The 25,430-nt window shown below is 69.3% G+C and carries 26 protein-coding genes and 1 pseudogene; 7 read left to right on the forward strand and 20 right to left on the reverse strand.

The features are described 5' to 3' along the window. Positions 1-59: 59 nt before the first annotated feature. Positions 60-527, forward strand: a complete 468-nt coding sequence (locus IEY60_RS03770; RefSeq protein ID WP_189023789.1) for a nuclear transport factor 2 family protein — start codon at positions 60-62, stop codon at positions 525-527. On the opposite strand, the gene IEY60_RS03775 is transcribed toward IEY60_RS03770, so the two are convergent. Then, complete coding sequence (locus IEY60_RS03775; protein ID WP_189023791.1) at positions 502-2,079, reverse strand: ABC-F family ATP-binding cassette domain-containing protein; 1,578 nt, start codon at positions 2,077-2,079, stop codon at positions 502-504. The genes IEY60_RS03770 and IEY60_RS03775 overlap by 26 nt on opposite strands. A 241-nt stretch (positions 2,080-2,320) precedes the next feature. Between IEY60_RS03775 and IEY60_RS03780 the strand changes: the two genes are divergently transcribed. Both IEY60_RS03780 and IEY60_RS03785 read left to right on the forward strand, forming a co-directional pair. Beyond that, complete coding sequence (locus IEY60_RS03780; protein ID WP_189023793.1) at positions 2,321-3,427, forward strand: NAD(P)/FAD-dependent oxidoreductase; 1,107 nt, start codon at positions 2,321-2,323, stop codon at positions 3,425-3,427. A gap of 82 nt (positions 3,428-3,509) precedes the next feature. Further along, positions 3,510-4,121 carry a GNAT family N-acetyltransferase gene (locus IEY60_RS03785; RefSeq protein ID WP_189023795.1) on the forward strand — a complete coding sequence of 204 codons (612 nt, stop codon included), beginning with the start codon at positions 3,510-3,512 and terminating at the stop codon, positions 4,119-4,121. Positions 4,122-4,124: 3 nt separating this feature from the next. Here IEY60_RS03785 and IEY60_RS03790 read toward each other — a convergent pair whose 3' ends face one another. From IEY60_RS03790 to IEY60_RS03815, 6 genes are all read right to left on the reverse strand, one after another. Continuing rightward, the gene (locus IEY60_RS03790) at positions 4,125-4,697 is read right to left on the reverse strand and encodes an adenine phosphoribosyltransferase (RefSeq protein WP_189023797.1); all 573 of its coding nucleotides are present in this window, start codon (positions 4,695-4,697) and stop codon (positions 4,125-4,127) included. A 47-nt stretch (positions 4,698-4,744) separates the two neighbouring features. Next, positions 4,745-6,457 carry an ABC transporter substrate-binding protein gene (locus IEY60_RS03795; protein WP_189023799.1) on the reverse strand — a complete coding sequence of 571 codons (1,713 nt, stop codon included), beginning with the start codon at positions 6,455-6,457 and terminating at the stop codon, positions 4,745-4,747. A 23-nt stretch (positions 6,458-6,480) separates the two neighbouring features. Next, on the reverse strand, positions 6,481-7,659 hold the full coding sequence (secF, locus tag IEY60_RS03800) for a protein translocase subunit SecF (protein WP_189023801.1): 1,179 nt from the start codon (positions 7,657-7,659) through the stop codon (positions 6,481-6,483). Further along, complete coding sequence (gene secD / locus IEY60_RS03805; protein WP_189023803.1) at positions 7,656-9,344, reverse strand: protein translocase subunit SecD; 1,689 nt, start codon at positions 9,342-9,344, stop codon at positions 7,656-7,658. Before secD ends, secF begins: the two co-directional genes overlap by 4 nt. 106 nt (positions 9,345-9,450) lie before the next feature. Then, complete coding sequence (yajC, locus tag IEY60_RS03810; RefSeq protein WP_189023805.1) at positions 9,451-9,792, reverse strand: preprotein translocase subunit YajC; 342 nt, start codon at positions 9,790-9,792, stop codon at positions 9,451-9,453. A 156-nt stretch (positions 9,793-9,948) separates the two neighbouring features. Further along, positions 9,949-11,436, reverse strand: coding sequence for a flavin-containing monooxygenase (locus IEY60_RS03815; protein ID WP_189023807.1), 1,488 nt, complete (start codon positions 11,434-11,436; stop codon positions 9,949-9,951). A 78-nt stretch (positions 11,437-11,514) separates the two neighbouring features. Here IEY60_RS03815 and IEY60_RS03820 point away from each other — a divergent pair, with 78 nt between their 5' ends. Together IEY60_RS03820 and IEY60_RS36340 are read left to right on the forward strand one after the other, a co-directional pair. Then, positions 11,515-12,144: a TetR/AcrR family transcriptional regulator gene (locus IEY60_RS03820; protein WP_229739521.1), complete on the forward strand. Its 630-nt coding sequence runs from the start codon at positions 11,515-11,517 to the stop codon at positions 12,142-12,144. 36 nt (positions 12,145-12,180) lie between these two features. After that, positions 12,181-12,759: a DivIVA domain-containing protein gene (locus IEY60_RS36340; RefSeq protein WP_189023811.1), complete on the forward strand. Its 579-nt coding sequence runs from the start codon at positions 12,181-12,183 to the stop codon at positions 12,757-12,759. Positions 12,760-12,799: 40 nt separating this feature from the next. On the opposite strand, the gene IEY60_RS03830 is transcribed toward IEY60_RS36340, so the two are convergent. From IEY60_RS03830 to IEY60_RS03850, 5 genes and pseudogenes are all read right to left on the reverse strand, one after another. Beyond that, a complete protein-coding gene (locus tag IEY60_RS03830) occupies positions 12,800-13,312 on the reverse strand; it encodes a GtrA family protein (RefSeq protein ID WP_229739522.1) in 513 nt (170 codons plus the stop codon). A gap of 53 nt (positions 13,313-13,365) precedes the next feature. Beyond that, positions 13,366-14,460 carry a Holliday junction branch migration DNA helicase RuvB gene (gene ruvB / locus IEY60_RS03835; protein WP_189023813.1) on the reverse strand — a complete coding sequence of 365 codons (1,095 nt, stop codon included), beginning with the start codon at positions 14,458-14,460 and terminating at the stop codon, positions 13,366-13,368. Positions 14,461-14,463: 3 nt separating this feature from the next. Next, complete coding sequence (gene ruvA, locus IEY60_RS03840) at positions 14,464-15,063, reverse strand: Holliday junction branch migration protein RuvA (protein WP_189023815.1); 600 nt, start codon at positions 15,061-15,063, stop codon at positions 14,464-14,466. Then, positions 15,060-15,629, reverse strand: a complete 570-nt coding sequence (gene ruvC / locus IEY60_RS03845; RefSeq protein WP_189024891.1) for a crossover junction endodeoxyribonuclease RuvC — start codon at positions 15,627-15,629, stop codon at positions 15,060-15,062. The genes ruvA and ruvC overlap by 4 nt, the downstream gene beginning before the upstream one ends. A gap of 173 nt (positions 15,630-15,802) precedes the next feature. After that, a pseudogene (locus IEY60_RS03850) lies at positions 15,803-16,313 on the reverse strand (O-acetyl-ADP-ribose deacetylase). A gap of 104 nt (positions 16,314-16,417) precedes the next feature. Between IEY60_RS03850 and IEY60_RS03855 the strand changes: the two are divergent. Then, positions 16,418-16,918, forward strand: coding sequence for an SRPBCC domain-containing protein (locus IEY60_RS03855; RefSeq protein WP_189023824.1), 501 nt, complete (start codon positions 16,418-16,420; stop codon positions 16,916-16,918). A gap of 61 nt (positions 16,919-16,979) precedes the next feature. On the opposite strand, the gene IEY60_RS03860 is transcribed toward IEY60_RS03855, so the two are convergent. From IEY60_RS03860 to IEY60_RS03870, 3 genes are all read right to left on the reverse strand, one after another. Next, positions 16,980-17,735: a YebC/PmpR family DNA-binding transcriptional regulator gene (locus IEY60_RS03860; protein ID WP_189023827.1), complete on the reverse strand. Its 756-nt coding sequence runs from the start codon at positions 17,733-17,735 to the stop codon at positions 16,980-16,982. Positions 17,736-17,827: 92 nt separating this feature from the next. Continuing rightward, entirely contained in the window at positions 17,828-18,448 is a 621-nt protein-coding gene (gene pdxT, locus IEY60_RS03865; protein WP_189023829.1) for a pyridoxal 5'-phosphate synthase glutaminase subunit PdxT, read from the reverse strand. Positions 18,449-18,506: 58 nt separating this feature from the next. Beyond that, the gene (locus IEY60_RS03870; protein ID WP_189023831.1) at positions 18,507-19,328 is read right to left on the reverse strand and encodes an acyl-CoA thioesterase; all 822 of its coding nucleotides are present in this window, start codon (positions 19,326-19,328) and stop codon (positions 18,507-18,509) included. 79 nt (positions 19,329-19,407) lie between these two features. On the opposite strand from IEY60_RS03870, the gene IEY60_RS03875 reads away from it, so the two are divergent. Continuing rightward, the gene (locus IEY60_RS03875) at positions 19,408-20,022 is read left to right on the forward strand and encodes a nucleoside/nucleotide kinase family protein (protein WP_189023833.1); all 615 of its coding nucleotides are present in this window, start codon (positions 19,408-19,410) and stop codon (positions 20,020-20,022) included. 72 nt (positions 20,023-20,094) lie between these two features. Here IEY60_RS03875 and IEY60_RS03880 read toward each other — a convergent pair whose 3' ends face one another. The 5 genes from IEY60_RS03880 to pdxS all read right to left on the reverse strand — a co-directional run bounded on the left by IEY60_RS03880 (position 20,095) and on the right by pdxS (position 25,372). After that, positions 20,095-20,592 carry a WKL family lipoprotein gene (locus IEY60_RS03880; protein ID WP_189023835.1) on the reverse strand — a complete coding sequence of 166 codons (498 nt, stop codon included), beginning with the start codon at positions 20,590-20,592 and terminating at the stop codon, positions 20,095-20,097. Positions 20,593-20,752: 160 nt separating this feature from the next. Next, a complete protein-coding gene (locus tag IEY60_RS35510; protein ID WP_229739523.1) occupies positions 20,753-22,696 on the reverse strand; it encodes a nucleotidyl transferase AbiEii/AbiGii toxin family protein in 1,944 nt (647 codons plus the stop codon). 27 nt (positions 22,697-22,723) lie between these two features. Beyond that, entirely contained in the window at positions 22,724-23,506 is a 783-nt protein-coding gene (locus tag IEY60_RS03890) for an inositol monophosphatase family protein (protein ID WP_189023837.1), read from the reverse strand. Positions 23,507-23,582: 76 nt separating this feature from the next. After that, entirely contained in the window at positions 23,583-24,317 is a 735-nt protein-coding gene (locus IEY60_RS03895; protein ID WP_189023839.1) for a sulfite exporter TauE/SafE family protein, read from the reverse strand. A 134-nt stretch (positions 24,318-24,451) separates the two neighbouring features. After that, positions 24,452-25,372 (reverse strand): pyridoxal 5'-phosphate synthase lyase subunit PdxS, encoded by a 921-nt coding sequence (pdxS, locus tag IEY60_RS03900; protein WP_189023841.1) that lies wholly within the window; start codon positions 25,370-25,372, stop codon positions 24,452-24,454. Positions 25,373-25,430: the final 58 nt, after the last annotated feature.

Raw genomic sequence — 25,430 nt, forward strand, 5'->3', positions numbered from 1 at the left:
AAGACAGCTGGATACGGTCGGTTCGTCCGGAAATCCGTCCGAAGGGAAGGGACGCGAATATGACCGACATACTCGCAGGCGAGCAGGACACCGATACCGTCGCCCGATTCCGGCGCGCCACCGCCGACAACGACATCCCCGCACTGCTGGACACACTCACCGAGGACGCCGAGCTCTTCTCACCGGTCTCGGGACGGCTCGTGTTCCGCGGCCGCGCCGACCTCGCCCCACTGCTGACCCTCGTCTACCGCGCGATCAACGACCTGCGGTGGACCGACACCATCGGCTCGGACGACACCCGAATCCTGTTGGGCGAGGCCAGACTCGGCCCGTTCCGGATGACCGAGGCGATGGTGCTCGACCTCGCCCCCGACGGCCGGATCCAGCGCCTGCGCCCGCACCTGCGGCCGTGGCTCGCGATCACCGCGGTCGCGCTGTGGCTGGGCCCCACCATGCTCCGCTACCCGGCGATCGTGCGCCGGGCCGCCGGATTCCAGGGTCCTACTCGACCAGCCCGTCGGGAGTGAGCTCGAGGGTGCGCGTCACCCCGATGTCGTCGAGGAACCGCGCATCGTGGCTGACCACGATCAACGCGCCCTCGAAGCTCGCCAGCGCCTGAGTCAGATGCGCCAGACTGGGCAGGTCGAGGTTGTTGGTCGGCTCGTCGAGCATCAGCAGCTTCGGCGCGGGTTCGGCCAGCAACAACGTCGCCAGTGCCGCCCGCAACCGCTCTCCGCCGGACAGCGCCGAGGCCGCGATATCCGCATCGCCACCACGAAACAGGAAGCGCGCCAACTGACCCCGGATCTGCTCGGCAGTGGCATGTGGTGCGGCCGCCGCCACGTTCTCGAACACGCTGCGCTGCTCGTCGAATACGTCGAGCCGCTGCGGCAGCAGCCGCCACGCCACCTTCGGCTGCTCCGCCACGATCCGGCGCAGCAACGTCGTCTTGCCCGCACCGTTGCGGCCGGTGAGCGCGATCCGCTCCGGTCCGCTCACCCGCAGATCCACCACCGGACCGTTGGACAGCCGCGCCTGCTCGAGCGTGACGACATCCTGGCCCGGATACAGCCGGGTGCCGGGCAACTCGATCCTGATCTCGCGATCCGCGCGCACCAATTCCGCGGCGTGGTCGAGGGTTTCGCGCGCGGTGTCCAGCTTCTCGATGTGCGAGGTGCGCAGTTTGCCCGCCGACACCTCGGCGGCGTTCTTGCGCAGTCCAGCCACGATCTTCGGCACCCGCTTGTTGTCCTGCATCTTCTGCGCGAACCGCTGCCTGCGATCCAGTTTGATCCGCGCGTCGACCAGTTCGCGCGCCTGCTTGCGCACATCGCTGCGCGCATCACGCACGGCCGCCCGCGCCGCCTCCTGCTCCTGGTCGATGATCCGTTCGTAGTCGCTGAAATTGCCGCCGAACGAACGGATCTCGCCGCCCCGCAGCTCGGCGATGCCGGCCATCCGATCCAGTAGTTCCCGGTCGTGGCTGACCACGACGACGGTGCCGGCGAACTGCCGGATCACCTCGTAGAGCCGGGCGCGCGCGACCGCGTCCAGATTGTTGGTCGGCTCGTCGAGCAGCAGCACATCGGGTTCGCGCAGGAGTTCCGCGACGAGCCCGAGCAGCACGGTTTCGCCACCGGAGAGGGTGTCGAGCGTGCGGTCCAGGTCGGCGACGGAACCGGCGACGTAGTCGAGGCCGAGCTTGCCGAGCAGGGCGATCGCCTCGTCCTCGATCTGCCACTGCACGCCGACGGTGTCGAAGTCCTCGGGCTCGCCGACGCCGCCTTCGATGCGGTGCAGCGCGGCGCGCACCTCGGCGATGCCGAGCACCGTCTCGACCCGCTGCCCGGCCTGCATGCCCAGGTCCTGGCGCAGATAGCCGATCCGTCCCGGCGCCGTGATCGACCCGCGCAGCGGGCGCAACGCACCGGTGATCAACCGCATCAAGGTGGACTTGCCCGCGCCGTTGCTGCCGACGAGGCCGATCTGGCCGGGGCCGACGACGGCGTCGAGGCCGTCGAACACGACGGTGCCGTCCGGCCAGTGGAAGGTGAGATCGGAAAAGGAAAGAGAGGTCATGCGGATCCCCTGGAGGTGCGACGGAAAACACGGTGCGCAGAATGCGGACCGTCCGGGAGCGCTACCTCAAGAAATCAACGCGTGACTCCGATCGCCGGGAACAAGACCATCCATTGATAACACTCGGGCGCACCGTCGCGCCACCCCCTTTTTTAGGGCGCCGTGAGCCCGCTCACCCGAAGGCCGGGAGGGCGGTGCGGCTCACTAATCGTGGAAGACGATCGCGAACAAGGGGAGGGACATGAGCGCTGACGTCGTCATCGTCGGCGCGGGCTACGCCGGGATCAGCGCCGCGAAACGACTGGCCGCTGTCGACGGTGTCCGTGTCACGATGGTGAACCCGAGCCCCTATTTCGTAGAGCGCATCCGGCTGCACCAGTACGTCGCCGGCAACCATCCGGCGCGGCGGCCACTGCGCGCGGTCCTGCCCACCCGCGTGCACCTGACCATCGACACCGTGTCGGTGATCGACGAGCGAAACCACGTGGTACACACCGGTTCCGGGCGCGAACTGTCCTACGGCCACCTCGTCTACACGCCGGGCAGCCATTCCGACGCCCACGATATCCGCGGGGCCGCCGAGCACGCGGTCTCCCTCGGTACCTGGACCGAAGCCGAGCGAGCCCGGCACCGCTTGCGTGCGCTGCCATCCGGTGCGGTGGTCACCGTCGTCGGCGGCGGGCTCACCGGGATCGAAGTCGCGGCCGAGCTGGCCGAGAACGGTTCGGCGCGTGTGCATCTGGTGACCGGCGAGCTGGGCCACAGCCTGTCCGCCGCGGCGCGGGTACTGCTGCGCATCGCGCTGGCGGAACTGGGCGTCACCGTCGTCGAACAGGTCGCGGTCGCCGAGATCGGCGACCGCAAGATCGCCCTGACCGACGGCACGGTGCTGTCCACCGATCTCGCCGTCACCACCACCGCCTTCGCCCCGTCGGATCTCGCCCGTGGCAGCGGCATGGAGGTCGACGGATCCGGCGCACTGCTGGTCGACGAAACCTTGCTCAGCACAACATCTCCGGCGATCGTCGGGGCGGGTGACGGTGTCGCCCTCGGCGCCGACCCGCTGCGCATGAGCTGTCAGGCCGCCATCCCGTCCGGTATCCACGCCGCCGAGACGGTCCTGCGGCTGCGCGCCGGACTTTCACCGAAACCGTTGCGCCGCAGGTACATCGGCCAGGCGGTGAGTCTGGGCCGCAAGAACGCGCTCGTCCAGTTCACCGACTTCACCGACCGTCCGCTCCCCCAGCTGGTGCTCACCCATGGCGGCGCCGCCCTGCTGAAGGAACAGATCTGCCGGGCGACCGTGCGCGGCGGGCAGCTCGGACCGGTCCGCTACCGGTGGTCGTGAGCGCCGGTCCTGTCGGAGTGGAACGCTAACCTGGGCACCGGGCCCTCGTCGATGGCCGTACCAGTGAAGCCGGAGGACTGTGATGTCGGAGCCGAAGCGAGTACGTGCCGCCGAGCGGGGTGACGTGCGGGCAGCCGCCGACGCGCTCGGCGCGGCCTTCCGGCACGACCCGGTGATGAGCTGGATCCTGCCGGACGAGCGCAGGCGAGCCGCCGGACTCCCCCGGTTCTTCCGGGCGGTGGCACGGCACGTCTTCTTCCCGCTCGACGCGTCCGATCTGGCGCTGCACGAGGACGGGACAGTCGCCGGGGTGGCGATGTGGACCCCGCCGAACCGCTGGCAGAGCACTATCGCCACCGACCTGCGCGTCATGCCCGGGCTGATCCGTGCGTTCGGGCGGCGAGTACAGGCCGGTAAGACCGTCGGTGACCTGATCAAACACCACCACCCGAAGGACCCGCACTGGTACCTGGCGATGCTCGGCACCACCCCCGAAGCCCGTGGCGCCGGGTACGGCAGCGCCCTGCTGCGCTCGCGACTCGCCCGCATCGATGCCGAGGGCGCCGCCGCCTACCTCGAATCCAGCAACCCCGACAACGTCCCGCTGTACGAACGCTTCGGCTTCACCGTCACCGGTGAGCTCCGCATTCCCGACGGGCCGCCGCTGTGGCCGATGTGGCGGGCACCCCGCTGAGGCCTACAGCTTGACGATGGACGTCAGCGGGTAATCGCCCTGGTGCTCGCGGCCCTTCAGGAACTCGAGTTCCAGCACGACGGCGGCCGCGACCACCTCGGCGCCGACTTCCTTGAACAGCGCGGCCGCGGCGGCGAGGGTGCCGCCGGTGGCGAGCACGTCGTCGAGCAGCAGGATGCGCTTGCCCTCGAGCTCGACACCGTCGGCCGGGATCTCCAGTGCGGCGGAACCGTATTCGAGCTGGTACTCGCGTGACACCACCGGCGGGGGCAGCTTGCCGCCCTTGCGGATGGCGAGCACGCCGGTGCCCAGCGTCGCGGCCACACCCGCACCGAGCAGGAAGCCACGCGCGTCGACACCGGCGACGACATCGGCCTCAGGTGCCACGGCGGCGAAGCAGTCGATGACCGCCCGGAAGCCCTCGGCATCGGCGAACACCGGGGTCAGATCGGCGAAACGCACACCCGGCGTGGGGAAGTCGTCGTGCCAGCGGGTCAGCCGCGACACCGCGTCGGCGGCCCTGCTGGTCCGCTCACTGACCTGGTCGTCGGATTCGACCACCGCGTGCTTGCTCATCGACACCTCTCCGTCACGGTCACGCCCCGCGTGACTGCCACTACTACTCATCGCTGCAACACCCAGCGATCCATGTTCCAGCCGGTACCGGCCTGCGTCGGCCCGGCGATCCCGTTCTGCATGCCGTTGCCGAAGGCGATGGTGCGCGGCGTCGCGAACAACGGAATGCTCGGCAGCTGCGCCCACAGCAGGTTCTCGGCCTCGGTCAGCAGGTTCAGCGTCACGGTCGAGTTGGTCTCTCCCGCAAGCTGATCGGTGATCGCATCGTAGCGACCATTAGCAAAGCCACCGACATCGAGGCCGCTACCGGTCCGCAACGCCGCGAACGCCGCGACGCCGGTGGTCGATCCGGCAGGCCCGGGAACTGCGGCGGTGCCGCCGAGCACCGCGTCGACCGCACCCTCGGACAGCCGGGCAGGGCTGAAGTCCGGTGCGCCCGCGTCGACCACACTGATGCCCGCACCACGGCAGGATTCGGCGATCATCGCCACCGTCTTGGCCCGGCGCGCATCCGGCGCCAGGTAACCGATCCGCACGGTCGGCTGCGCGGCGCGCGCCGAGGCCAGGGTCGCGGTGGCCGCCGGGATATCGGTGCCCCGGTACCGGTCGGCGGCGCCGATCACCGCCGGGTAGTACAGCGAATCCTGCTGCACCACATGGGCGTTCAACGGCCCTGCGCCGAGACCGCTCTGCGGGACCTCCCCCGCCTTGCCCAGCGTGTCGAACAGCGCCTGCCGCGGCACACACTGAGCGAACGCGCGGCGCACCTCCGGCGGCCCGAAGACGCCGCCGGTGGCGAGCACGAGCTGCTCGGCGCTGCGGCTCGCGATCGTCTGCTCCTCGAAACCGTCGAGCTTCAGGTCCGAGACCGACCCGGCGCCCAGGTCGACCACGCCGAGCGCGTTCTCCTTCGCCTTGGCGGCATAGTCGGTGCCCTTGGGCCACACCACGATCCGACTGGTCTCCGGCGCGCTCCCCCACCACTTCTCGTTGGCGACGAGCACCAAACCGTCCTTCGCGCTGAAGGATTCGATCCGGTACGGCCCCGAGGACGGGAACTTGGTGAGGTCGAGCCCACCCGGTTTCATCGCCCAGCCGGAGTTCCAGAAGTCGGCGATCCGGCCGAGCACGGCCCCGTCACCGGTCTGCAGCGCGTTCACCACGTTCGGCACGCCCACCGCCTGCGCCACCACGTGCGCGGGCATGAGCTCGGCCGCGGTGAACAGGGTCCGCCAGGGCAGGTAGTGCCTGCCGGGGCGGAACACCACGGTGGCGTCCTTGGAGCCCGGCTGGCAGTCGACCCGCTCGATATCGGCGTAGCCCGCGGTGCTCGCCGCGTCGAACAGCGGGACCGGGCCGCGGTCGCCCGGGCGGGTGAACCGGCCCGAGCGCGCCGACCAGGCCAGCACCAGATCGTCGCAGGAGGTCTGCACCCCGTCGGAGTACACCCCGTCCGGGTTCAGCCGGTACTGCACGGTCTGCGTCTCGCCCGGCACTTCCTTCGCGGTGCCCGCGTCGGTGTCGGCGACCTGCTGACCGTCGGGTCCGGTGTAGAAGAACCCGGTCAGCACCCGCCCGAACACCGCGGCGGCGCCGCTGCTCGCCCCGAGCGTGCTACCGCCGTTGTAGCTGGCGACCGCCGCGTCGACGGCGTACCCGATGGAGGGCACCTGGTTCTTGCTCGAGCATCCGGCCACCAAGCCGCTGGTGACGGCCGCCGTGGCCAGCACGGTGATCAGTCGAATCGTGCCGCGTCGCATGATGAGACCCCCTGCTGTCGCCGTCAGTTCCTTCGTTTGTGCCGCTTCCCGCTGGGCCGCGCGCCCGGACGCGGCGCCGACGCGTCGGTCGGTCGCGGGCCACGGGTGGCGCCTGCGGCCACCGGCACCCGGGGGCCCACCCCGCCGCCGGCCCGCTTGGCGAGCACCTTCTTGGTGTGCGCGGCCACCGGACCCCAGCGTTCCTTGATCGACACCAGCACCGGGACGGCGAGGAAGATCGAGGAGTAGGCACCGACGATCATGCCGACCAGCTGCACCAGCGCGAGGTCCTTCAGCGTGCCGACGCCGAGCAGCCACACCGCGATCACCAGCATGCCGATGATCGGCAGGATGCCGATGACGGTCGTGCTGATCGAGCGCATCAGGGTCTGGTTGGCGGCGAGGTTCGCCTGTTCGGCATAGGTGCGTTTGTTCAGATGCAGCACGCCGCGGGTGTTCTCCTCGACCTTGTCGAAGACGACGACATTGTCGTAGAGCACGTAACCCAGAATCGTGAGCAGACCGATCACCGCGGCCGGCGTCACCTCGAAACCGACCAGCGAATAGATGCCCGCCGTGACGATCAGGTTGAAGAACAGCGACACGATCGCCGCGATCGACATGTCCCGTTCGAAGCGGATCGCGATGTAGATCATCGTCAGCGCGACGAACACCACCAGCGCGATCAAGGCCTTCTGGGTGATCTGCCCGCCCCAGGTCTCGCTGATCTCGGCGATGCTGATGGCGTTGCGGCTGATCTCACCGTTGGAGTCCTTGGGCTGGAACGCCTCGAACAGCGCGGTCTGGACCTGCTCGGTCTGGGTCGCGTCGAGGGTCTCCGAGCGCACCTGGATGGTGGCGGCCGCGCCGGAACCGACCTTCTGCACCGTCACCGGTCCGTGGCCCAGCGTCTCGGCGTAGACGTCTTCCACCTGCTGGGTGCTGACGTTGTCGGCCGCGGGGATCTGGATGCGCGAGCCGCCCTCGAAGTCGATGCCGAGGGTGAAGCCGCGCACGGCGATGCTGAGCAGCGAGATCAGCAGCATCGCCGCGGACAGGGCGTAGAAGAACTTGCGCCGGTTGACGATCCGGAATCCGCCGGTGCCGGTGTAGAGACGTTCGAAGAACCCGTGCTTCGGGCCCTGCGACGGCTCGGCCTTGTCCAGGTACACCGATTCCGCGGTGGGATGGGTGTTGCTCATCGTGACATCTCCTTCGGCCGAGCCTGGCCGGCACCGCGTTCCCTGGCGATCTGCTGCACCGAGCCGAGACCGTTCACCGACGGCTTCGCCCAGAACGGCGAGCGCGCGGCGAGCATCATCAGCGGTGCGGTGACCAGGTAGAGCACGATCACGTCGAGGACGGTGGTGATACCGAGGGTGAAGGCGAAGCCCTTCACCTGACCGGCGGCGAGCAGGTACAGCACGACCGAGGCGATCAGGCTGACGGTCTTACCGGACAGGTTGGTGCGCTGCGCCCTTGCCCAGCCGCGCGGCACCGCCGAGCGGAAGCTGCGGCCCTCGCGCATCTCGTCCTTGATGCGTTCGAAGAACACGACGAACGAGTCGGCGGTGAGGCCGATACCGATGATCAGACCGGCGATACCGGCCAGATCGAGGGTGAAGCCGATCCAGCGCCCGAGCAGCACGATGATGCCGTAGACGGCGGCACCGGCGGCGAGCAGCGAGAACCCGGCCAGCAGACCGAGCATCCGGTACACCAGCAGGCAGTACAGCAGCACCGCGATCAGGCCGACCGCGCCTGCCAGCAGACCCGCCTTGAGCGAGGACAGGCCGAGGGTGGCCGAGACGGTCTCGGCTTCCGAGGTCTGGAACGACAGCGGCAGCGAACCGTACTTCAGCGTGTTGGCCAGCTCGGCCGCGCTGTCGGCGGTGAAGCTGCCCGAGATCGAGGTGCGCCCGCCCAGCTGCGGACCCTGCTGCACCTGCGGGGCGCTGACCACCTTCGAGTCGAGCACGAACGCGACCCGCTTGTAGACGTATTCACCGGTCAGATCGGACCAGGCGTCGGCACCGGCGGACTTGAACTCCAGGTTCACCTCGTGCCGGGCCTGCTGAGCGTTCAGGCCGGAGGTCGCGTCGGCGATCTCCTGGCCATCGATGCGGCTGGGGCCGAGCAGGAACACCTCGGTGCCGTCCTGCGAGCAGGTGACCAGCGGCAGCGCCGGGTCGTCGTTGCCTGCCAGCGGGTCGGGCTTGGTGCAGTCCATGCTCGCCACGGCGACCTGCTGCACGGCCTGATCGGTGCTCTGCCGCAGCGCCTTGGCGTCGGCGATCTCCTTGGCCTGCTGCTGCTGGATGCTGCCGCCACCGGGAGCCGGGGTCGGCGTCGGCGGTGCCTGCGCCGGGAACACCCGCGACTGCGGGGCCGGGGTGGTCGGCTCGCCTGCCGCGGGAGCGGTGGTCTCAGCGGGCGCGGGGGTATCCGTCGCCGGGGTCTGCGGTGCGCCGGGCTGGGTCGGGGGCACCTGGGCGCCACCGGCCTGCGGCTGAGTGGCCGCCAGCACGGGACGGATGTAGAGCTTGGCGGTGGTGGCCAGCGCGCGGGCCTGCTGGCTGTCCTCGCCGGGCACCGTGATGACGATGTTGTCGCCGTCGATGACCACTTCGGAGCCGGAGACGCCGAGACCGTTGACCCGGTTCTCGATGATCTCCTGGGCCTTCTTCAGGCTGTCCTGGCTCGGCCTGCTGCCGTCGGGGGTGCGCGCGGTCAGGGTGACGCGGGTGCCGCCCTGCAGGTCGATACCGAGCTTGGGCGTGGGGGAATGATCACCGGTGAAGAACACCAGCGCGTAGATCACGGCCAGCAGCGCGGCGTAGACGCCGAGCAGCCGGAACGGATGCGCCGATCCCTGGGAAGGTGGCACAGCAGGTCATCTCCTAGGCGGAAGTCGAGGTCGGAACGGTGGGCACGGCAGTGCCCGCGCCGGGTGCGCGACGCGGAGCGCGCGCACCCGGCGATGACGGGAGTGATCAGTCCTTGGTCAGCCGGGTCTCGGTCTGATCCGCGGACTCCTCGACGGGGGCGTCGGTCGCGGCGGTGGTCTCCTCGGCCGCCTGCTCCTCGGCACGCACCTCACGGATCGCCTGACGCAGCCAGGTAGTCACGACCTCCTCGGCGATCTCCAGGTCGACGGTGGTGTCGTCGAGGTCTACGACGGTGCCGTACAGGCCCGACGTGGTGATGACCTGGTCACCGACCTTCAGACCCTCCTGCATGCTCGAGACCTTCTCGGCCTCCCGCTTCTGTTTGCGGATACCGAAGAACATCGGCACGAGCAGGGCGAGGATCAGCAGCGGAAACAGGAAGTCCATCGTCGAAGTCAGTCCCTAGTCAGTGGTGGACGTGCAAGTACGCCTGACAGTCTGCCAGTTCCCGGCCGCGGCGACACACCGGACACCGACGCGCGCGGGAAAACGGCCCCGGTCCGCGGTGACGCGATCCGGGGCCGGGCAGTGCGCTGTGGCCGCTCAGGCGCGGCCGTAGGTGTAGTCGTCGAGGGGGAAGGTGACCGCCTCGCGGTGCGCGTTGGCGGTGCTGGTCGGGCGCAGCAGCGCCGCTTCACCGTGCTGGTTGAAGTAGTAGCTGCGCGCGGTGGCGCAGTCACCGCCGTAGAAGACCGAGCTGCCCAGCTTGCCGGTGACCCGGTCCAGGAACTCGGCGTTGGCCCGCTCGGTGACCTCGAAGGTCCGCTCCCCGCGCCGGAACAGCTCGGTGAACAGCCTGCCCATGTGCTTCATCTGCGCCTCGATGGTGGTGAAGTACGACAGCCCGCTGTAGGAGTAGGGGCTGTTGAGGCTCAGGAAGTTGGGGAACTTGGGCACGGTGATGCCCTCGTAGGCCTGGAAACGGTTGTCGCGCCAGAACTTTCCGAGGTTCACCCCGTCGCGGCCGACGATCTCGATGGCCGGGAAGTTCACGTCCCACAGGTTGAAGCCGGTGGCAAGCAGCAGGGTGTCGATCTCGGTCTTGTGCCCGTCCGCGGTGACGATGCCGTCGGGTTCGACGTGGTCGATCGAGTTCGTCTCCAGCCGCACGTGCGGTTCGTTGAACGTCTTGAAGTACTGGTTGGAGAAGGTCGGGCGCTTGCAGCCGAAGTCGTAGTGCGGGGTGAGTTTGGCCCTGGTGTCCTTGTCGCGTACCTGCGCGAACAGGTGCGCCTTGGCCAGCGCGGCGGCCGCCTTGTTCAGCGGCTTGGCCTGCGCGTAGTGCAGCACGCCGACGACCATCAGCGCCTCGAGCATGCCCGTGTTGACCAGCCGGGCCGCCTTCTGGGTCAGCGGCACCTTGGCGAACATCTCCTGGACGACGCCGGGAATCGGGGCGTCGACCTTGGGCACCACCCAGATGGGCGTGCGCTGGAAGACGGTCAGCGCGTCGACCTTCTTGGCCACCTCGGGCACGAGCTGGACCGCGGTGGCCCCGGTGCCGATGATGGCGGCCTTGCGCCCGGTCAGGTCGTAGCCGGCGTCCCAGTCGGTGGTGTGGATGATCTTGCCGGCGAAGGACTCGATGCCGGGGAACGGCGGAGTGTAGGGCTGGGACAGGAACCCCGTCGCCGCGAGCAGGTAGCGCGCCGTGACGGTCTCCCCGCCGGCGATCGAGACCACCCACTGCTGGTTGTCCTCGTCCCAGCGCGCGCCGTCGACTGTGGTGCCGAACCGCATCCGCCTGCGCAGGTCGTACTTGTCGGCGACGTGCTCGGCGTACTTCTTGAGCTCGGCGCCGGGGGCGAACAGCCGGGTCCAGTGCGGATTCGGCTCGAAGGAGTAGGAGTAGGTAACAGAGGCGATGTCGACCGCGAGGCCGGGATACCGGTTCACATGCCAGGTACCGCCGAGGTCGTCCTCACGCTCGAGGATGACGAAATCATGCAGTCCGAGCCGGTCGAGCTCGATGGCGGCGCCGATGCCGCCGAATCCCGCCCCGACCACGACCGCGTCCAACTGAGGTGCCACGCCGAACCTCCACATACATCAGGTGTCTGTTACAGAATGACACATCATTCCGCTTGCGGCGACAGTAACATCGGCGAGGTGACGAAGCCATCCGCCCGCGTCGAACAGCGCAAAGCCGAATTGCGCAAGGAGATCATCGATACCGCGTTCGACTGCTTTTCCGACAAGGGCTATCACGCCACCGGCATCGCCGACATCGCCGTGCGCCTCGGCATCGGCCACGGCACCTTCTACCGGTACTTCGCCAACAAACGCGACATCATCGACCACGTCATCGACGACATCACCAGCCGCATCTTCACCTCACTGGAGAACGAGCTGAGCCCCGAGACCGCGACCACCCTCGACGAGTACGCCGAACTGCTGGATCGGATCGGCGACGCGCTCAACCGCGTGCTGCTCGAGGACCCACGGGTACCGCAGTTGCTGCTGTTCCACGCGACCGGCATAGACGACGAGCTCACCGCCCGGGTGTTCGGTCTGGTCGACAGCACCGAGATCGTCATCTCCGGCTATCTGGACCACGGTGTCCGACTGGGTTATCTGCGCCCTGACCTGGATACCGCCACGACAGCGAAAGCGGCGATGGGGATGGTGGTGGCCGGCATCGTGCACGGCATGCGAACCCCGGATCCGGCGCTGCTGGCGGTGTACAGTCACGCGGTACGGCGGCTGTTCATCGAGGGCGTTCGAGTTGCTGCGCGATGACGAAAACCCGTGGGATAGAAGGGCAATCCTGACACAATGACCGCTGTGACGCCCGACGACGTGAGCCGCACCCACTTCGCCATGCCGACCCTGGGACATCGCGGCTACCACGCGGACGAGGTCGACGCGTTCCTGGAACTGGTCTCGGCCACCCTCGACGGCCAGGGCGCCCTCACCGCCGACGACATTCGTCACGTGCACTTCGGCGCACCGCGTTTCGGCGGCCGCGGCTATCAGGCCGATCAGGTCGACGACTTCCTCGACCGGGTCAGGACCGAGCTCGAATACCGCCAGAAGGGCGGCGCCCCGGTGCCCGCGGCCCGGCTCGGCGACGACGTCGCGGAGATGCTCACTCCCGACGACGTGCACCGCATGCGGTTCAGCCAGTCGGCGGTCGGCAGGCGCGGCTACCACGAGGAAGAGGTCGACGCGTTCCTCGATCTGGTCGCTGCGACGCTGGCCCACAACGGCCCGGGCAGCCTGACCTCGGAAGACGTGCGCGGCGTCCGGTTCACCGACACCCGGCTGGGCACCCGCGGGTACTCCCGCGAGGAAGTGGACGCGTTCATCGACCTGGTGATCACCGCGCTCGAGCACGCCGAGCGCAGGCATTAGGCGGCCGAGAACCCGCGGCACCAGCCGCCGAGGACACAGCTCAGCCCTGGATGCTGTGCAGTTCGGCTTCGCGCAGGTCGTCCGGGAAGACGTAGCGGCGGAACGCCCAGAAGCGGAACGCCATCGCCAGCAGCACGCCGAGGATCTGCCCGGACACGAAGTTGGCGACCGCCTGCACCACCGGATCCACATGCGGCACCCGCAGATTCAGCACGTAGAGCGAGATGGCCTGCGGAATCATGGTGACGCCGATGCCGAGGGCGCTGATCGTGAAGAACAGCGCGGCCTCGTGACTGCGCTGCCTGCCGCCGCGGGTGCGGAAGGACCATTCGCGGTTGAGGATGTAGGAGGCGATGGTCGCGATCAGCGCGCCGAGCAACCGCGCGGTCAGCGGCTTCTCGCCGAGCACGGTCAGCTTCACCGCGTACACGACACCGGTGTCGATGAACCAGGTGATTCCGCCGACCACCGCGAACTTCAGGAGCTCCCGATGCTTCAGGAGCTGGGAACGCAACGGCTCGGGGAGGCGCTGCACCACCGCATGGACTGCCACAGGGCCGACAGTAGACGACGATCCGGCACCGCGCCCGCCCGGTGTCGACCGGCTCAGTCGAGCAGATCCATGCTCGGGTGTGGTTCGCGGCCACGCACTTCGATGGCGCCGATGACCAGATCCGGTGGCGGCACCAGCCCGAGGTGCTCCCAGGCGGCGGCGGTCGCGACCCGGCCGCGGGGTGTGCGGGCGACCAGTCCGGCGCGCACCAGGAACGGCTCGCACACCTCTTCCACGGTGGCCGCTTCCTCGCCGACGGCGACCGCGAGCGTGGACACACCCACCGGTCCCCCGCCGAACCCGCGCACCAGCGCGCCGAGGACGGCGCGGTCGAGCCGGTCGAGGCCGAGCACGTCGACGTCGTAGACCTCGAGCGCGGCCATCGCGATCGGATGGGTGATCACGCCGTCCGCCCTGACCTCGGCGAAGTCGCGGACCCGGCGCAGCAGGCGGTTGGCGATGCGTGGCGTGCCGCGGGAGCGTCCGGCCACCTCGGCGGCGGCGTCGTGGTCGATCTGCACGCCCAGGATGCGGGCCGAACGCTGCAGGATCCGCAGCAGTTCGCCGGGTTCGTAGAAGTCCATGTGGCCGGTGAAGCCGAAGCGGTCGCGCAGCGGGCCGGTGAGCGCGCCCGATCGGGTGGTCGCGCCGACCAGGGTGAACGGGGCGATGTCGAGCGGGATCGAGGTGGCGCCCGGACCCTTGCCGACCACCACGTCGACGCGGAAGTCCTCCATCGCCAGGTACAGCATTTCCTCGGCGGGGCGGGCCATCCGGTGGATCTCGTCGATGAACAGCACATCGCCTTCGACCAGGTTCGACAGCATGGCGGCGAGGTCGCCCGCGCGCTCCAGGGCGGGCCCCGAGGTGATGCGCAAAGCGGTGCCGAGTTCGGCGGCGATGATCATCGCCATGCTGGTCTTGCCGAGGCCGGGCGGGCCCGACAGCAGCACGTGGTCGGGGGTGGCTCCACGCTGTTTGGCGCCGCGCAGCACCAGGGCGAGCTGTTCGCGGACCCGGGGCTGGCCGATGAAGTCGTCGAGCGAGGTGGGGCGCAGGCCGGTCTCGGCTTCGCCGTCGGAGTGCAGATACCGCGCGGTGAGCGCGGATTCGTCGGTCTCGAAGTCGTCGGTCTCGAAGTCGTCCATGACCTACCTGTTCTTGCCGAGCAGGCCGAGGGCGGCGCGCAGGGCAACGGAGGTGGTGGCGGCAGGCTGGTCGGCCAGCACGGTGTCGACGGCCTGTTCGGCCTGTTTGGCGGGGAAACCGAGACCGACGAGCGCTTCGGCGACCTGCTCGCGCACCGGCGTGACCGGGACCTGCGCGCCGGGCGGGCCCGCGGGCACCGGCACCAGGTTCACCTTGTCGCGCAGTTCGACGACCATGCGTTCGGCGCCGCGCTTGCCGATGCCGGGGACCCTGGTCAGCGCGGCGACATTGCTCTCGGCCAGTGCTTTTCGCAGTGCTTCCGGCTCGAGCACGGCCAGCACGGCCATCGCCAGGCGCGGGCCGACGCCGGAGACGGTCTGCAGCAGGCCGAACAGGTCGCGGGCCTCGGTGTCGGCGAAGCCGAACAGCGTCATCGAGTCCTCGCGCACGATCATCGCCGTGTACAACCGGGCTTCCTCGCCGCGGCTGAGCCCGGCCAGCGTCGCCGGCGTGACATTGAGCCGGTATCCGACCCCCGCGGCCTCGATCACCACATGGTCGAGCGCGATCTCGCGCACCTCGCCGCGTACCGACGCGATCACCCGCGCACCACCTTCCGTTGTTCGGCCAGCCGTTGTTCGTAGCGGCGGCGGACCTCGTCCGCCTGTGCCTGCGCGGCCGCCATCCGGTCCATCAGCGGCGCCCGCCAACAATGACAGATCGCCAGGGCCAGCGCGTCGGCGGCGTCGGCCGGTTTCGGGGCGACCTGCAACCCGAGGATCCGGGTCACCATGGCGGTGACCTGTGCCTTGTCGGCGGTGCCGTTGCCGGTGACGGCGGCCTTCACCTCACTGGGCGTGTGGAAAGCGACCTTGATCCCGCGCCGTGCCGCGGCCAGCGCGATCACGCCGCCCGCCTGCGCGGTCCCCATCGCGGTTCGCACGTTGTGCTGGGCGAAGACTCGTTCGATGGCGACGGCTTCGGGACGGTGCGTATCCATCCATTCCTCGGCGGCATCGGCGACGGCCATCAGCCGCAACGCCAGCTCCGCTTCGGGCGGTGTCCGCACCACCCCGACGTCGAGCGCGACGACCTTGCGCCCCGGCCCACTGTCCACCATGCTGAGCCCGCACCGGGTGAGCCCGGGATCGACGCCCATCACCCGCACCGGCAGCCCCTTCGAAGACACGAACAGTTGTTCGAAAGTCTAGAGCATCCCGCCGCGGCCACCGACCAGCGACACGAGCGCCCCGGCGCGACAGCCGGGCAGGGACACGATCCGGCCCCAGCGGTCAGTCGACGTCGAGAACCTTTCCGTCACGCCGGATCCGGCAGCTCGGGCTAGGTCAGTGCCGCGAGGAAGACCGCGAGCGCACGGTCGTCGAGCAGGACGAACCGCACCTGCTCCACCGCGGTCTCGGCGGATCGGACGGTGTCGACGGCGATGCGGGCGCCGTCGTCCATCGGCCAGCCGAAGATCCCGGTGGAGATCGCGGGAAAGGCCACCGCGCGGGCGCCCAGTTCGTCTGCCACGCGCAGGGATTCGCGGTAGCAGGAGGCGAGCAGGTCCGAGCGGTCCTCGGCGACCGACCACACCGGGCCGACGGTGTGGATCACCCAGCGCGCGGGCAGCCGTCCCGGCGGTCGTCGCCACCGCCTGACCGGTCGCCAGGCCCTTGCCGTAGTGCGAGGCGCGCAGGTCGCGGCACGCGGACAGGATCTCCGGACCGCCCTTGCGGTGGATCGCGCCGTCGACGCCGCCACCACCCAGCAGCGAGGAGTTGGCGGCATTGACCACCGCGTCGACCCGCTGTTCGGTGATGTCCCCGCGCACCGCCTCGATTCGTGTCACAGGTCCATTGTGCTGGCCGTGCCGAGCACGACAGCACCGGATAGCGCGGCGTACCGTCGACACCGTCGCAGATCGTCGCTCCACCGAGTCGAGGAGAACCGCGCATGCCCACACCCACCGGCGAGGTCCTGCCGACATCCGACGGCCGTGATCTGGTGATCACCCGGTCCCTGGGACTGCCGATCGAGGAGGTCTGGGCGCGGTTGACCGACCCGCACCTGACCGTGGCCTGGTACGGCGCCTGGGAGGGCGACGCGGGCACCGGCAACACCATCAGCGTGCAGATGCGGTTCGAGGAGGGCGAGCCGTGGACCGGGATGAACATCGACGACTGCACGCCGCCGATCCACCTCGGCCTGTCCGCGACCGACCAAATCGGGGTGTGGCGGCTGGAGGTGACGCTGCTCGACACCGGAGCGGCCACCGAGGTACGCCTGGTCCACCACCTCACCTCGGAGTACCAGCTGACCGAGATCCCGCAGATCGGTCCGGGCTGGGAGTACTACGCGGACATGTTCGTCGCCGCCTGCACCCACACCGAGCGACCGGACTTCGCCGACTACTACCCGGCCATGGCCGGCTACTACCAGCAGCGCGTGCTCTAGCCGAAACACGAACCGCCCCAGCCGATGTCACGGCCGGGGCGGTTGCGCGGTACTGCCTGATCTACTCGTCGTCGAGCTCGGCGGCGACCTCGTCGGAGATGTCGACATTGGTGTAGACGTTCTGCACGTCGTCGCTGTCCTCGAGCGCGTCGACCAGCTTGAGCACCTTGCGGGCACCCTCGGCGTCGACCGCGACCGACACCGACGCCTGGAAGCCGGATTCGGCGGAGTCGTAGTCGATGCCCGCGGCCTGCAGGGCGCTGCGCACGGCGATCAGATCGCCGGGCTCGCTGATGATCTCGAAGGACTCACCGAGGTCGTTGACCTCTTCGGCGCCCGCGTCGAGGACGTGCTCGAGGATGTCGTCCTCGGTCAGCCCGTTCTTGTCGAGGGTCACCACGCCCTTGCGGCCGAACAGGTACGACACCGAACCCGGGTCGGCCATGTTGCCGCCGTTGCGGGTCATCGCCACACGGACCTCGCCCGCGGCACGGTTGCGGTTGTCGGTGAGGCACTCGATCAGCACCGCGACACCGTTGGGGCCGTAGCCCTCGTACATGATCGTCTGCCAGTCGGCGCCGCCGGCTTCCTCGCCGCCACCGCGCTTGCGGGCGCGCTCGATGTTGTCGTTGGGGACCGACGACTTCTTCGCCTTCTGGATGGCGTCGTACAGCGTCGGATTGCCCGCAGGGTCACTACCACCAGTGCGGGCCGCCACCTCGATGTTCTTGATCAGCTTGGCGAAGAGTTTGCCGCGCTTGGCGTCGATTCCCGCCTTCTTGTGCTTGGTGGTGGCCCATTTGGAGTGGCCGCTCATGCCCTACTTCCTTCAGGTCGGTTGCGCGTCTGCCCGGGCGGACAAGCTCGATCCAGCCTACTCGGACCGCGCGCGACCGTGGACGCGGGCGTTCACCGAGCGTTGCGCACCAGGTCCACGAACAGCTCGTGCACCCGCAGATCGCCGGTGACCTCGGGGTGGAACGAGGTCGCCACGACGTTGCCCTGCCGGGCGGCGACGATGCGGCCCTGCGCCGGACCGTGCGGAACCCGCGCCAGCACCTCGACGCCGTCGCCGACCCGCTCGACCCACGGCGCGCGGATGAACACGGCCCGCACCGGTGTGTCGAGGCCGGTGAAGTCGAGGTCGGTCTCGAACGAGTCGACCTGGCGACCGAAGGCGTTGCGGCGCACCGTCATATCGATCCCGGACAGGTGCTTGGCGTCGGCCCTGGTGTCGAGCACCTCCGAGGCCAGCAGGATCATGCCCGCGCAGGAGCCGAAGGCCGGCATCCCGTCGCGCAGTCGCGCGCGCAGCGGTTCGAGCAGCTCGAAGGCCTCCAGCAGCTTGGAGATGGCGGTGGACTCACCGCCGGGCAGCACCAGCCCGTCGACGGCGGCCAGCTCGGATTCGCGGCGCACCAGTACCGTGTCGGCGCCACAGTGTTCCAGCGCGGCAACGTGTTCGCGCACGTCACCCTGGAGCGCGAGGACGCCGATGGTCGGCCGGGCGGCAGCGGAGGATGCGTTCACAGGCGCTGAGCTTACGAGCCGGGCCGGTGTGCGCCCGCTCACGGTCAGGGCAGGCGGCCTATTTGTGACGCGGCGTCCTGATCAGACCCTCCTGGACGACCGCGGCGACCAGATTGCCCTCGCGATCCCAGATCTTGCCGCCGGTGAGCGCGCGACCGAACCCGGCCGAGGGCGAGGACTGGTCGTAGAGCAGCCACTCGTCGGCGCGGAACGGGCGCAGGAACCACATGGCGTGGTCGAGCGAGGCGTCCTGGGTCGGTTCGCCGGGGTGGGCGACCTTCGATGAGCCGAGCAGCGTCATATCACTCATGTAGGCGAGGGTGCAGACGTGGAACAGCGGGTCGTCGGGCAGCTTGTGGCGGTACCGGAACCACACCTGCTGCTGGGAGACGTAGCCCTCGCGCTGGGCGACCTGGTCCGACGGGACCGTGCGGATGTCCCAGTGCTCCCATTCCCGCATCGCCCACAGCCGCTCGGGACTCATGGTGACGCTGGCGTCGGGCAGCAGGTCGGGCCCTTCGACCTCGGGCATCACGTCCTGGTGCTCCGGGCCCTCGTCGCCGCGGTGGAACGACGCCGACATCGTGAAGATCGCCTGCCCGTCCTGCACACCGGTGACCCGGCGGGTGCAGAAGGACCGGCCGTCGCGGATGCGCTCCACCAGGTAGACGGTGGGTTCCTCGGGGTTGCCCGGCCGCAGGAAATAGCCGTGCAGCGAGTGCACCTGGAAGGAGTGGTCGACGGTCCGCACCGCCGAGACCAGCGCCCGGCCCGCGACCTGACCACCGAAGGTGCGCGTCAGCTGGGACTCGGTGGCCGCACCACGGAAGATGTCCCGTTCCAGCTGCTCGATCTCGAGCGCCTCTTCGATAGTCGCCATGTGCTCGAGATTATCCCGTCGCCGACCGCCCGGTCTGTCCGGCTCGGCGCTGCGCCGCGGAATTTGCTGTGATAGTGCGGTGCCGTCGTTCACGCCCACCTCCCCCGCGGCCATGGCCGGGATCGTCGCCGACCGCCTGGCCGAGTTGCCCGGGCGGCGCGTGCTCGCCGTCGACGGCGCCGATGCCGCGGCGCCGGTCGAGCTGGCCCGGCGGATCGCCGACACGCTCGCCGCGCGGGGCCGGTCGGCGGAGGTGGTGTCCCTGCACGACTTCGTGCGGCCCGCGTCGCTGCGGATGGAATACGGGCGCGACGACGAATGGTCGTATCGCACAGCCTGGTTCGACTACGAGGCGGTGCGCCGCGAGATCCTGGACGCGGTGCGGTCGTCCGGTCGCTGGCTGCCCGCCCTCTGGGACGAGCAACGCGATCGATCGGCGCGGGCGGCGGTCCGCACGGCGCAGGCCGACCTGGTCCTGGTTCTGGCCGGGCCGATGCTGCTCGGCCGCGGCCTCGACTTCGACCTCACCGTGCGCCTGGAACTGAGCGAGCAGGCGGCGCTGCGCCGCACCCCACCCGATCAGCACTGGACGCTGCCCGCCCTGCGCGATCACGCCGCCGACAATCCCGAGGCCGCCACGTGGACGCTGCGCTGGGATCATCCCGACCGGGCCGCGTTGCGGGTCGGCACGTAACCGGCTGCCACACAGCCGGATACGCGAAGGCCCCGGCCGGAACGGATTCCGGCCGGGGCCCGTGCGGCGGGATCAGGCGCAGGCGACCGACTGCTGACCCAGGTTGGTCAGCATGCCGCAGGCCCACGACTTCTGGACCTTCCACTTGCCGTCCTCGGCCACGAACGGCACATCGACGACATTGGTCTGGCCGTTGAGCGTGAAGTTGGCCTTGGCGTTCACGCTGTCACCGAAGGAGGTCACCTCGGTGACCTGCACCTGCACATTGGCGTCCTTGGCCGCCTGGGCCAACCGGTTCGGCAGCTCGGGATCGGCCGAACCACCCTGCACGAAGTCCAGCTTCTGCTCGTTCGGGATCGAGGGATCCAGCGCGGTGTTCAGCTGCGCGTTGAGCTCCTCGACGGTCGGCACCGCGGGCAGGTTCGCAGCGGCCGAGGTCGAAACCTTGGCGCTGGTGGTGGTTTTCGCGGCGGGCTTGTCACCCTTGTCGTCGCTGCATGCGCTCAGTCCCAGGGCCGCAACCACAGCCAGGCCCGCAATCGCGATACGTCCGGTCCTACCAAACTTCATCCACTCGTCCTTACGTCGGGTCGTCTTCGCCCTGCCGGGCGACGGCACGAACCAGCGCCACACGACGCAGGCCTCGATGCCACGGCCCCGGACGCTACCCAGCGATGGTGAGGAAACTCTGAGAAGGGGGTCGCGATGGTCTGTGAGCGGGGTGGTCCGGTTATGCGGGCGCGGCCGACAATGCCGCGGCGATCACATGCGGGTCGACGCGGGTCGGCAGCTCGCATTCCTCGGGAATCGGCAACTGCGCCAGCAGATCCGCGGCGTCGGTGAGCGAGCAACGATCCCGCCCGATGACCTCCCGCAGCACGACCAGGCGAAACAGTGTCGGCCGAGGATTCCGGTCCATCTCCGCTGCCAGACCTGTCAGCCCGCGGTCGGTGTACACACCGCGCAGGCTGTCGGCCCAGGTGGCGAAATCGGCGGCGTACCGGTCGTAGGCGGCGGCCAGATCGCCACGGCTGGTTCGGGTGAGCGCGGTGAGCAGACGCCAGACATAGGTGTCGTGATCGTCGGCCACCCCGGCATGGTCTTTGGCGAATTCTGTCCAGTCGGCCTTCGCGGCCCAGTGCGCCACGTCGAGGAAGTCCACGACCGGCCTGCGTTCGTGCGCGCGCGGCGCGATCACGGCGCGGAACAGCGCGAACGGCAGTTCGGCGCGTTCGGCCAGCAGCACCGCGTCGAAGAGGTCTTTGCCCTCGGGGTAGGTGTCGCTCGCCAGCCAGAGCAGTTTCCAGGCCAGCGACAGTCGCGGGCTCGCGGTGTACAGCAGCGCGCCGGGGCCTTCGGTGCCGATCCGGGCGACTGCGGTGCGCACCGGCGGCTCGGGCAGCTCTTCACCGAACACGAAGTCCAGCTGCACGGTGCCGCCGGGGATCGCGGCCTCGGTGGTGTGCCATGGCAGGACGAGCCGGCGGCCGGGCACGCGGCAATAGGTCCAGATCTCGTCGGCGACGGCACCGTCCGCCTCGATCCGGACGATCCCACCGGACCGGGCGGAGGTCTGCTGCGCCGCCGCGGCGAGTTCGTCGAGCATGGTCGTGGTCCGCGCGTCGTGCAGCGCCCAATCCGGTTTGAGCACAACGAAATCCAGGTCGCCTGGTTCGCGCGCGTCGGCGCCGTACCAGGCGCGAAGGAGCACGCTGCCCCGCACCATCAGCTGCTCCGCCCATGCGGTGCCCGCGACCGCGGCCAGCACGTGGTCGAGCGCGGCGCGGCGCGCGGCGCGCCAGGTCTCGGCGACCGCGGGATCGTCGAAATACGGCTCGCTCAATCGCATCCCGTATCGGCGATCCTGCACCGAGGGGTCGAAGACCGGCCGCTGCCGGACTCCGTCGCCGACCACCGGAAGCAGCGTCCGCGGGAATCCCTCGGCCGGCGGCGCATGACCGGGTACCCACTGCTGCTCACCCAGCCACGGTCCGAGCCGGAAGTGTTCCCACGGGATCGGCTGCGCCGGTGGCGGGTCCTCGTCCAGCCAGCCGTCGTCCACCGATTCGTCGCTGTCGTAGACGACGTATTCGTGTTCCCGCGACAGCACCTCATAGCCGTGCTCCCGCAGGGCCAGCTCCAGCAGCTGCAATCGGGTGCCGGAGGTGTGCCTGCCGACCGAGCGGCACCGCTGCGTCACGAACCGTTCAGTGCGGCCGTCGCATCGGGTTCGCCTGGCATTGGCCGAGACGTGCGCGTTGTGCCCGGCGCACGCCGCCACGACCGCCGCCATGGGGGCATCCGGGGGTAGCAGAAGTTTGAGGTGATGCTCGAAATACCGATGCGGCCCCCTGGCCCGGCCCTCCTTGTCGGTCACCGGCACACCTCGCGCCCACGGGTGGACCTCGATCTTGGTCCGGATCACCGGCAATCCGGCGGCCGCCAGTTCCCGTGCCGCAGCTTCGGCCGCCTCGGCCACCGGTGCGAGGTCACCGGTCCGGCGCAGTGTGAGCATCGGCTGATCGGCGATACGGCCGCGCGCGAGGACGATGTGGGTGAACTTCATCTCCCGGCGCACCGCGAAAGCCTCGGCGGCCGCCAGGGTTTCCGCGTCGGGTGCCCGGACGGTCAGATGCACTTCGAAGGTGCCGTGGAAGTCGACGTCGATGCTCACCCGCCCATCGTCACACGGCCGCGCAGATCAACGCAGGGCGGCGATCGCGGCGACGAGGCGGGCGTGGGTTTCCCGGTCGGCGGCAGCGATCAGCCCGTGTGGTTCGGTGTGCAGGGGTTGGCCGGCCAGGTTGGTGACCACGCAGCCCGCGGCCTGGCAGACTGCGATCGCGGCGGCGAAGTGGACGCTGTCGCTCAGGTCTCCGCCGGTGACATAGGCGGCGCGACGGCCCGAGGCGACCCACACGAGAGTGAGCGACGTCGAGTGCGCACGTGGGTGGAACACGTCGGCGAACCCGGGCGCGTCGAGCAGCTGCGCCGGAGTCGACCAGGGGAAGGGGTCGTCCAAGTTGATGTCGACCAGCAGGTTGTCCGCGTTCGGTTGTAGTCGCTCGTCGGTGCCGTCGTGGCGGGCGAACGCGCCGTCGCCGTCGGTCCAGAGCACCTCGTCGGCGAACGGAGCTCCGACCGCGGCGGCGGTAACGGTGGAGCCGGTCCGCAAGGCCACGTTCACGGCGACGGACGGGGTGCCGACCGCGAAATTCCGAGTGCCGCAGAGGGGATCGATCATCCAGGTGCGGTCGCTGCCCACCGCCCCGCTCACTCCCGATTCCTCGGCAAGGAAGCGATCGCCGGGGCAGGCGGCGGCCAGCACATCGAGAATGGCCTTCTCCGCGGCCAGATCGGCCTGGGTGGCGAAATCATCGCCAACTTTTGCGTACCGGGTGAGTGGCGTGTGAAACGCGGACCGGATTACTTCGGAAGCGACTTCTGTTGCGTGGATAGCGATTTCGACATCTGTGTGGTGCACCGTCTCCACGGTACGGACGCGCGCGGTCTCCAGCGGGCGAACACGTACCGGTCACATCTCGATCGGTCCGGCGCGATCAGCGAGCCAGGTAAACAGCCAACCCCAGGCCCGCGACACCGACGCTCACCCGCAGCAGATTCGGCGGAATCACCTTGACCACCGGCGGCCCGCACCACCCACCTGCCAGCGCGCCCAGTGCCAGCGCCAGCGCCGCCCACCAGTGCACCGGACCGAACGCCGCGAAGCCGACCGCGGCGACCAGATTCGCGATGCCGAGCAGGAAGCTCTTGAGAACCGATGCGCTCCACAGTGATTCGGAGGTGCACAGCAGCATCATCGACAGGTAGATCACCCCGGCACCGGCGCCGAAGTAGCCGCCGTAGACGGAGATGAGCACGATGCCGGCGGGCACGATCCAGGGTGCGTTCAGTTCACCCACATGCCGGCGCACCAGTGGCTGCACCAGCAGCGCGATCGAGGCTGCGGCCACCAGGAACGGAACGACGAGCTCGAACGCACCGGCGGGCGCAACCAGCAGCGCGAGCGCGCCGAGCAGTCCACCGATCGCCGAGAGCACCGCCCAGCGCACCAGGGTGGCGCCACGCCCGGTGAGTTCGCGCCCCGAGTTCGCGGTCGCACCCACCCCGACGGCCACCATCGCGACGGTATTGGTGACATTGGCCGCGACCGGCGGCAACCCGACAGCCAACAGCGCCGGATAGGAGACGATCGAGGCCATCCCGGTGACGAACCCCACCAGGCCGGTGAAGAATCCCGCGACGACCAGCAAGAAGAAGTCGAGCGCGGTCACAGACCGACTGTACGGTACGCCCACCTGGGAGCAATCTCAGGGCCGCACCGCCACGGAGACCGCCGGGCAGCAACGAAAAACGGGCGCCCCGAGAAGAGTTCGGGGCGCCCGTCGATCAGGAGGCTAGCAGCCGGTCACCAGCCGCGCTCGGCCAGGCGGTGCGGCTGCGGGATCTCCTCGACGTTGATGCCGACCATGGCCTCACCCAGGCCACGCGAGACCTTGGCCAGCACGTCCGGGTCGTCGTAGAAGGTGGTGGCCTTGACGATGGCGGCGGCACGCTGCTCGGGGTTGCCCGACTTGAAGATGCCGGAGCCGACGAACACGCCCTCGGCGCCGAGCTGCATCATCATCGCGGCGTCGGCAGGGGTGGCGATGCCACCGGCGGTGAACATGACGACCGGCAGCTTGCCGGTCTGGGCGACCTCACGGACCAGCTCGTACGGCGCCTGCAGTTCCTTGGCGGCCACGAACAGCTCGTCCTCGGACAGCGCGGTCAGGCGGCGGATCTCGGCGCGGATGGTGCGCATGTGGGTGGTCGCGTTGGACACGTCGCCGGTGCCGGCCTCACCCTTGGAGCGGATCATGGCCGCGCCCTCGGTGATGCGGCGCAGGGCCTCACCCAGGTTGGTGGCACCACAGACGAAGGGGACGGTGAAGTTCCACTTGTCGATGTGGTTGGCGTAGTCGGCGGGGGTGAGGACCTCGGACTCGTCGATGTAGTCGACGCCGAGGCTCTGCAGGATCTGCGCCTCGACGAAGTGGCCGATGCGGGCCTTGGCCATCACGGGGATGGACACGGCCGAGATGATGCCGTCGATCATGTCCGGGTCGCTCATCCGGGAGACGCCGCCCTGGGCGCGAATGTCGGCCGGGACCCGCTCGAGCGCCATGACGGCCACCGCGCCCGCGTCCTCGGCGATCTTGGCCTGCTCCGGGGTGACCACGTCCATGATCACGCCGCCCTTGAGCATCTCGGCCATGCCGCGCTTCACGCGGGCGGTGCCGACGGTGTTGGTGGTCTCAGGCGTAGTCACGGCTGTCTCCTGTGTCATGTGCGCCAATCAGGTCGCTCGTTATGGACACCGTCGATTCTAGAGCCGTCCGAAATCG

Source organism: Nocardia rhizosphaerihabitans, from assembly GCF_014646295.1.
Taxonomy (GTDB): Bacteria; Actinomycetota; Actinomycetes; order Mycobacteriales; family Mycobacteriaceae; genus Nocardia; species Nocardia rhizosphaerihabitans.

Coding starts and splice junctions, on each gene's coding strand:
- IEY60_RS36340 (WP_189023811.1), top strand. CDS start 12,181: ATGACCGCTGTGACGCCCGACGACGTGAGCCGCACCCACTTCGCCATG.
- IEY60_RS03860 (WP_189023827.1), bottom strand. CDS start 17,735: ATGAGCGGCCACTCCAAATGGGCCACCACCAAGCACAAGAAGGCGGGA.
- IEY60_RS03855 (WP_189023824.1), top strand. CDS start 16,418: ATGCCCACACCCACCGGCGAGGTCCTGCCGACATCCGACGGCCGTGAT.
- IEY60_RS03790 (WP_189023797.1), bottom strand. CDS start 4,697: ATGAGCAAGCACGCGGTGGTCGAATCCGACGACCAGGTCAGTGAGCGG.
- IEY60_RS03785 (WP_189023795.1), top strand. CDS start 3,510: ATGTCGGAGCCGAAGCGAGTACGTGCCGCCGAGCGGGGTGACGTGCGG.
- pdxS (WP_189023841.1), bottom strand. CDS start 25,372: ATGACACAGGAGACAGCCGTGACTACGCCTGAGACCACCAACACCGTC.
- secF (WP_189023801.1), bottom strand. CDS start 7,659: ATGAGCAACACCCATCCCACCGCGGAATCGGTGTACCTGGACAAGGCC.
- IEY60_RS03870 (WP_189023831.1), bottom strand. CDS start 19,328: ATGGCGACTATCGAAGAGGCGCTCGAGATCGAGCAGCTGGAACGGGAC.
- IEY60_RS03775 (WP_189023791.1), bottom strand. CDS start 2,079: ATGACCTCTCTTTCCTTTTCCGATCTCACCTTCCACTGGCCGGACGGC.
- IEY60_RS03795 (WP_189023799.1), bottom strand. CDS start 6,457: ATGCGACGCGGCACGATTCGACTGATCACCGTGCTGGCCACGGCGGCC.
- IEY60_RS03780 (WP_189023793.1), top strand. CDS start 2,321: ATGAGCGCTGACGTCGTCATCGTCGGCGCGGGCTACGCCGGGATCAGC.
- ruvB (WP_189023813.1), bottom strand. CDS start 14,460: ATGGACGACTTCGAGACCGACGACTTCGAGACCGACGAATCCGCGCTC.
- IEY60_RS03880 (WP_189023835.1), bottom strand. CDS start 20,592: ATGAAGTTTGGTAGGACCGGACGTATCGCGATTGCGGGCCTGGCTGTG.
- IEY60_RS03770 (WP_189023789.1), top strand. CDS start 60: ATGACCGACATACTCGCAGGCGAGCAGGACACCGATACCGTCGCCCGA.
- yajC (WP_189023805.1), bottom strand. CDS start 9,792: ATGGACTTCCTGTTTCCGCTGCTGATCCTCGCCCTGCTCGTGCCGATG.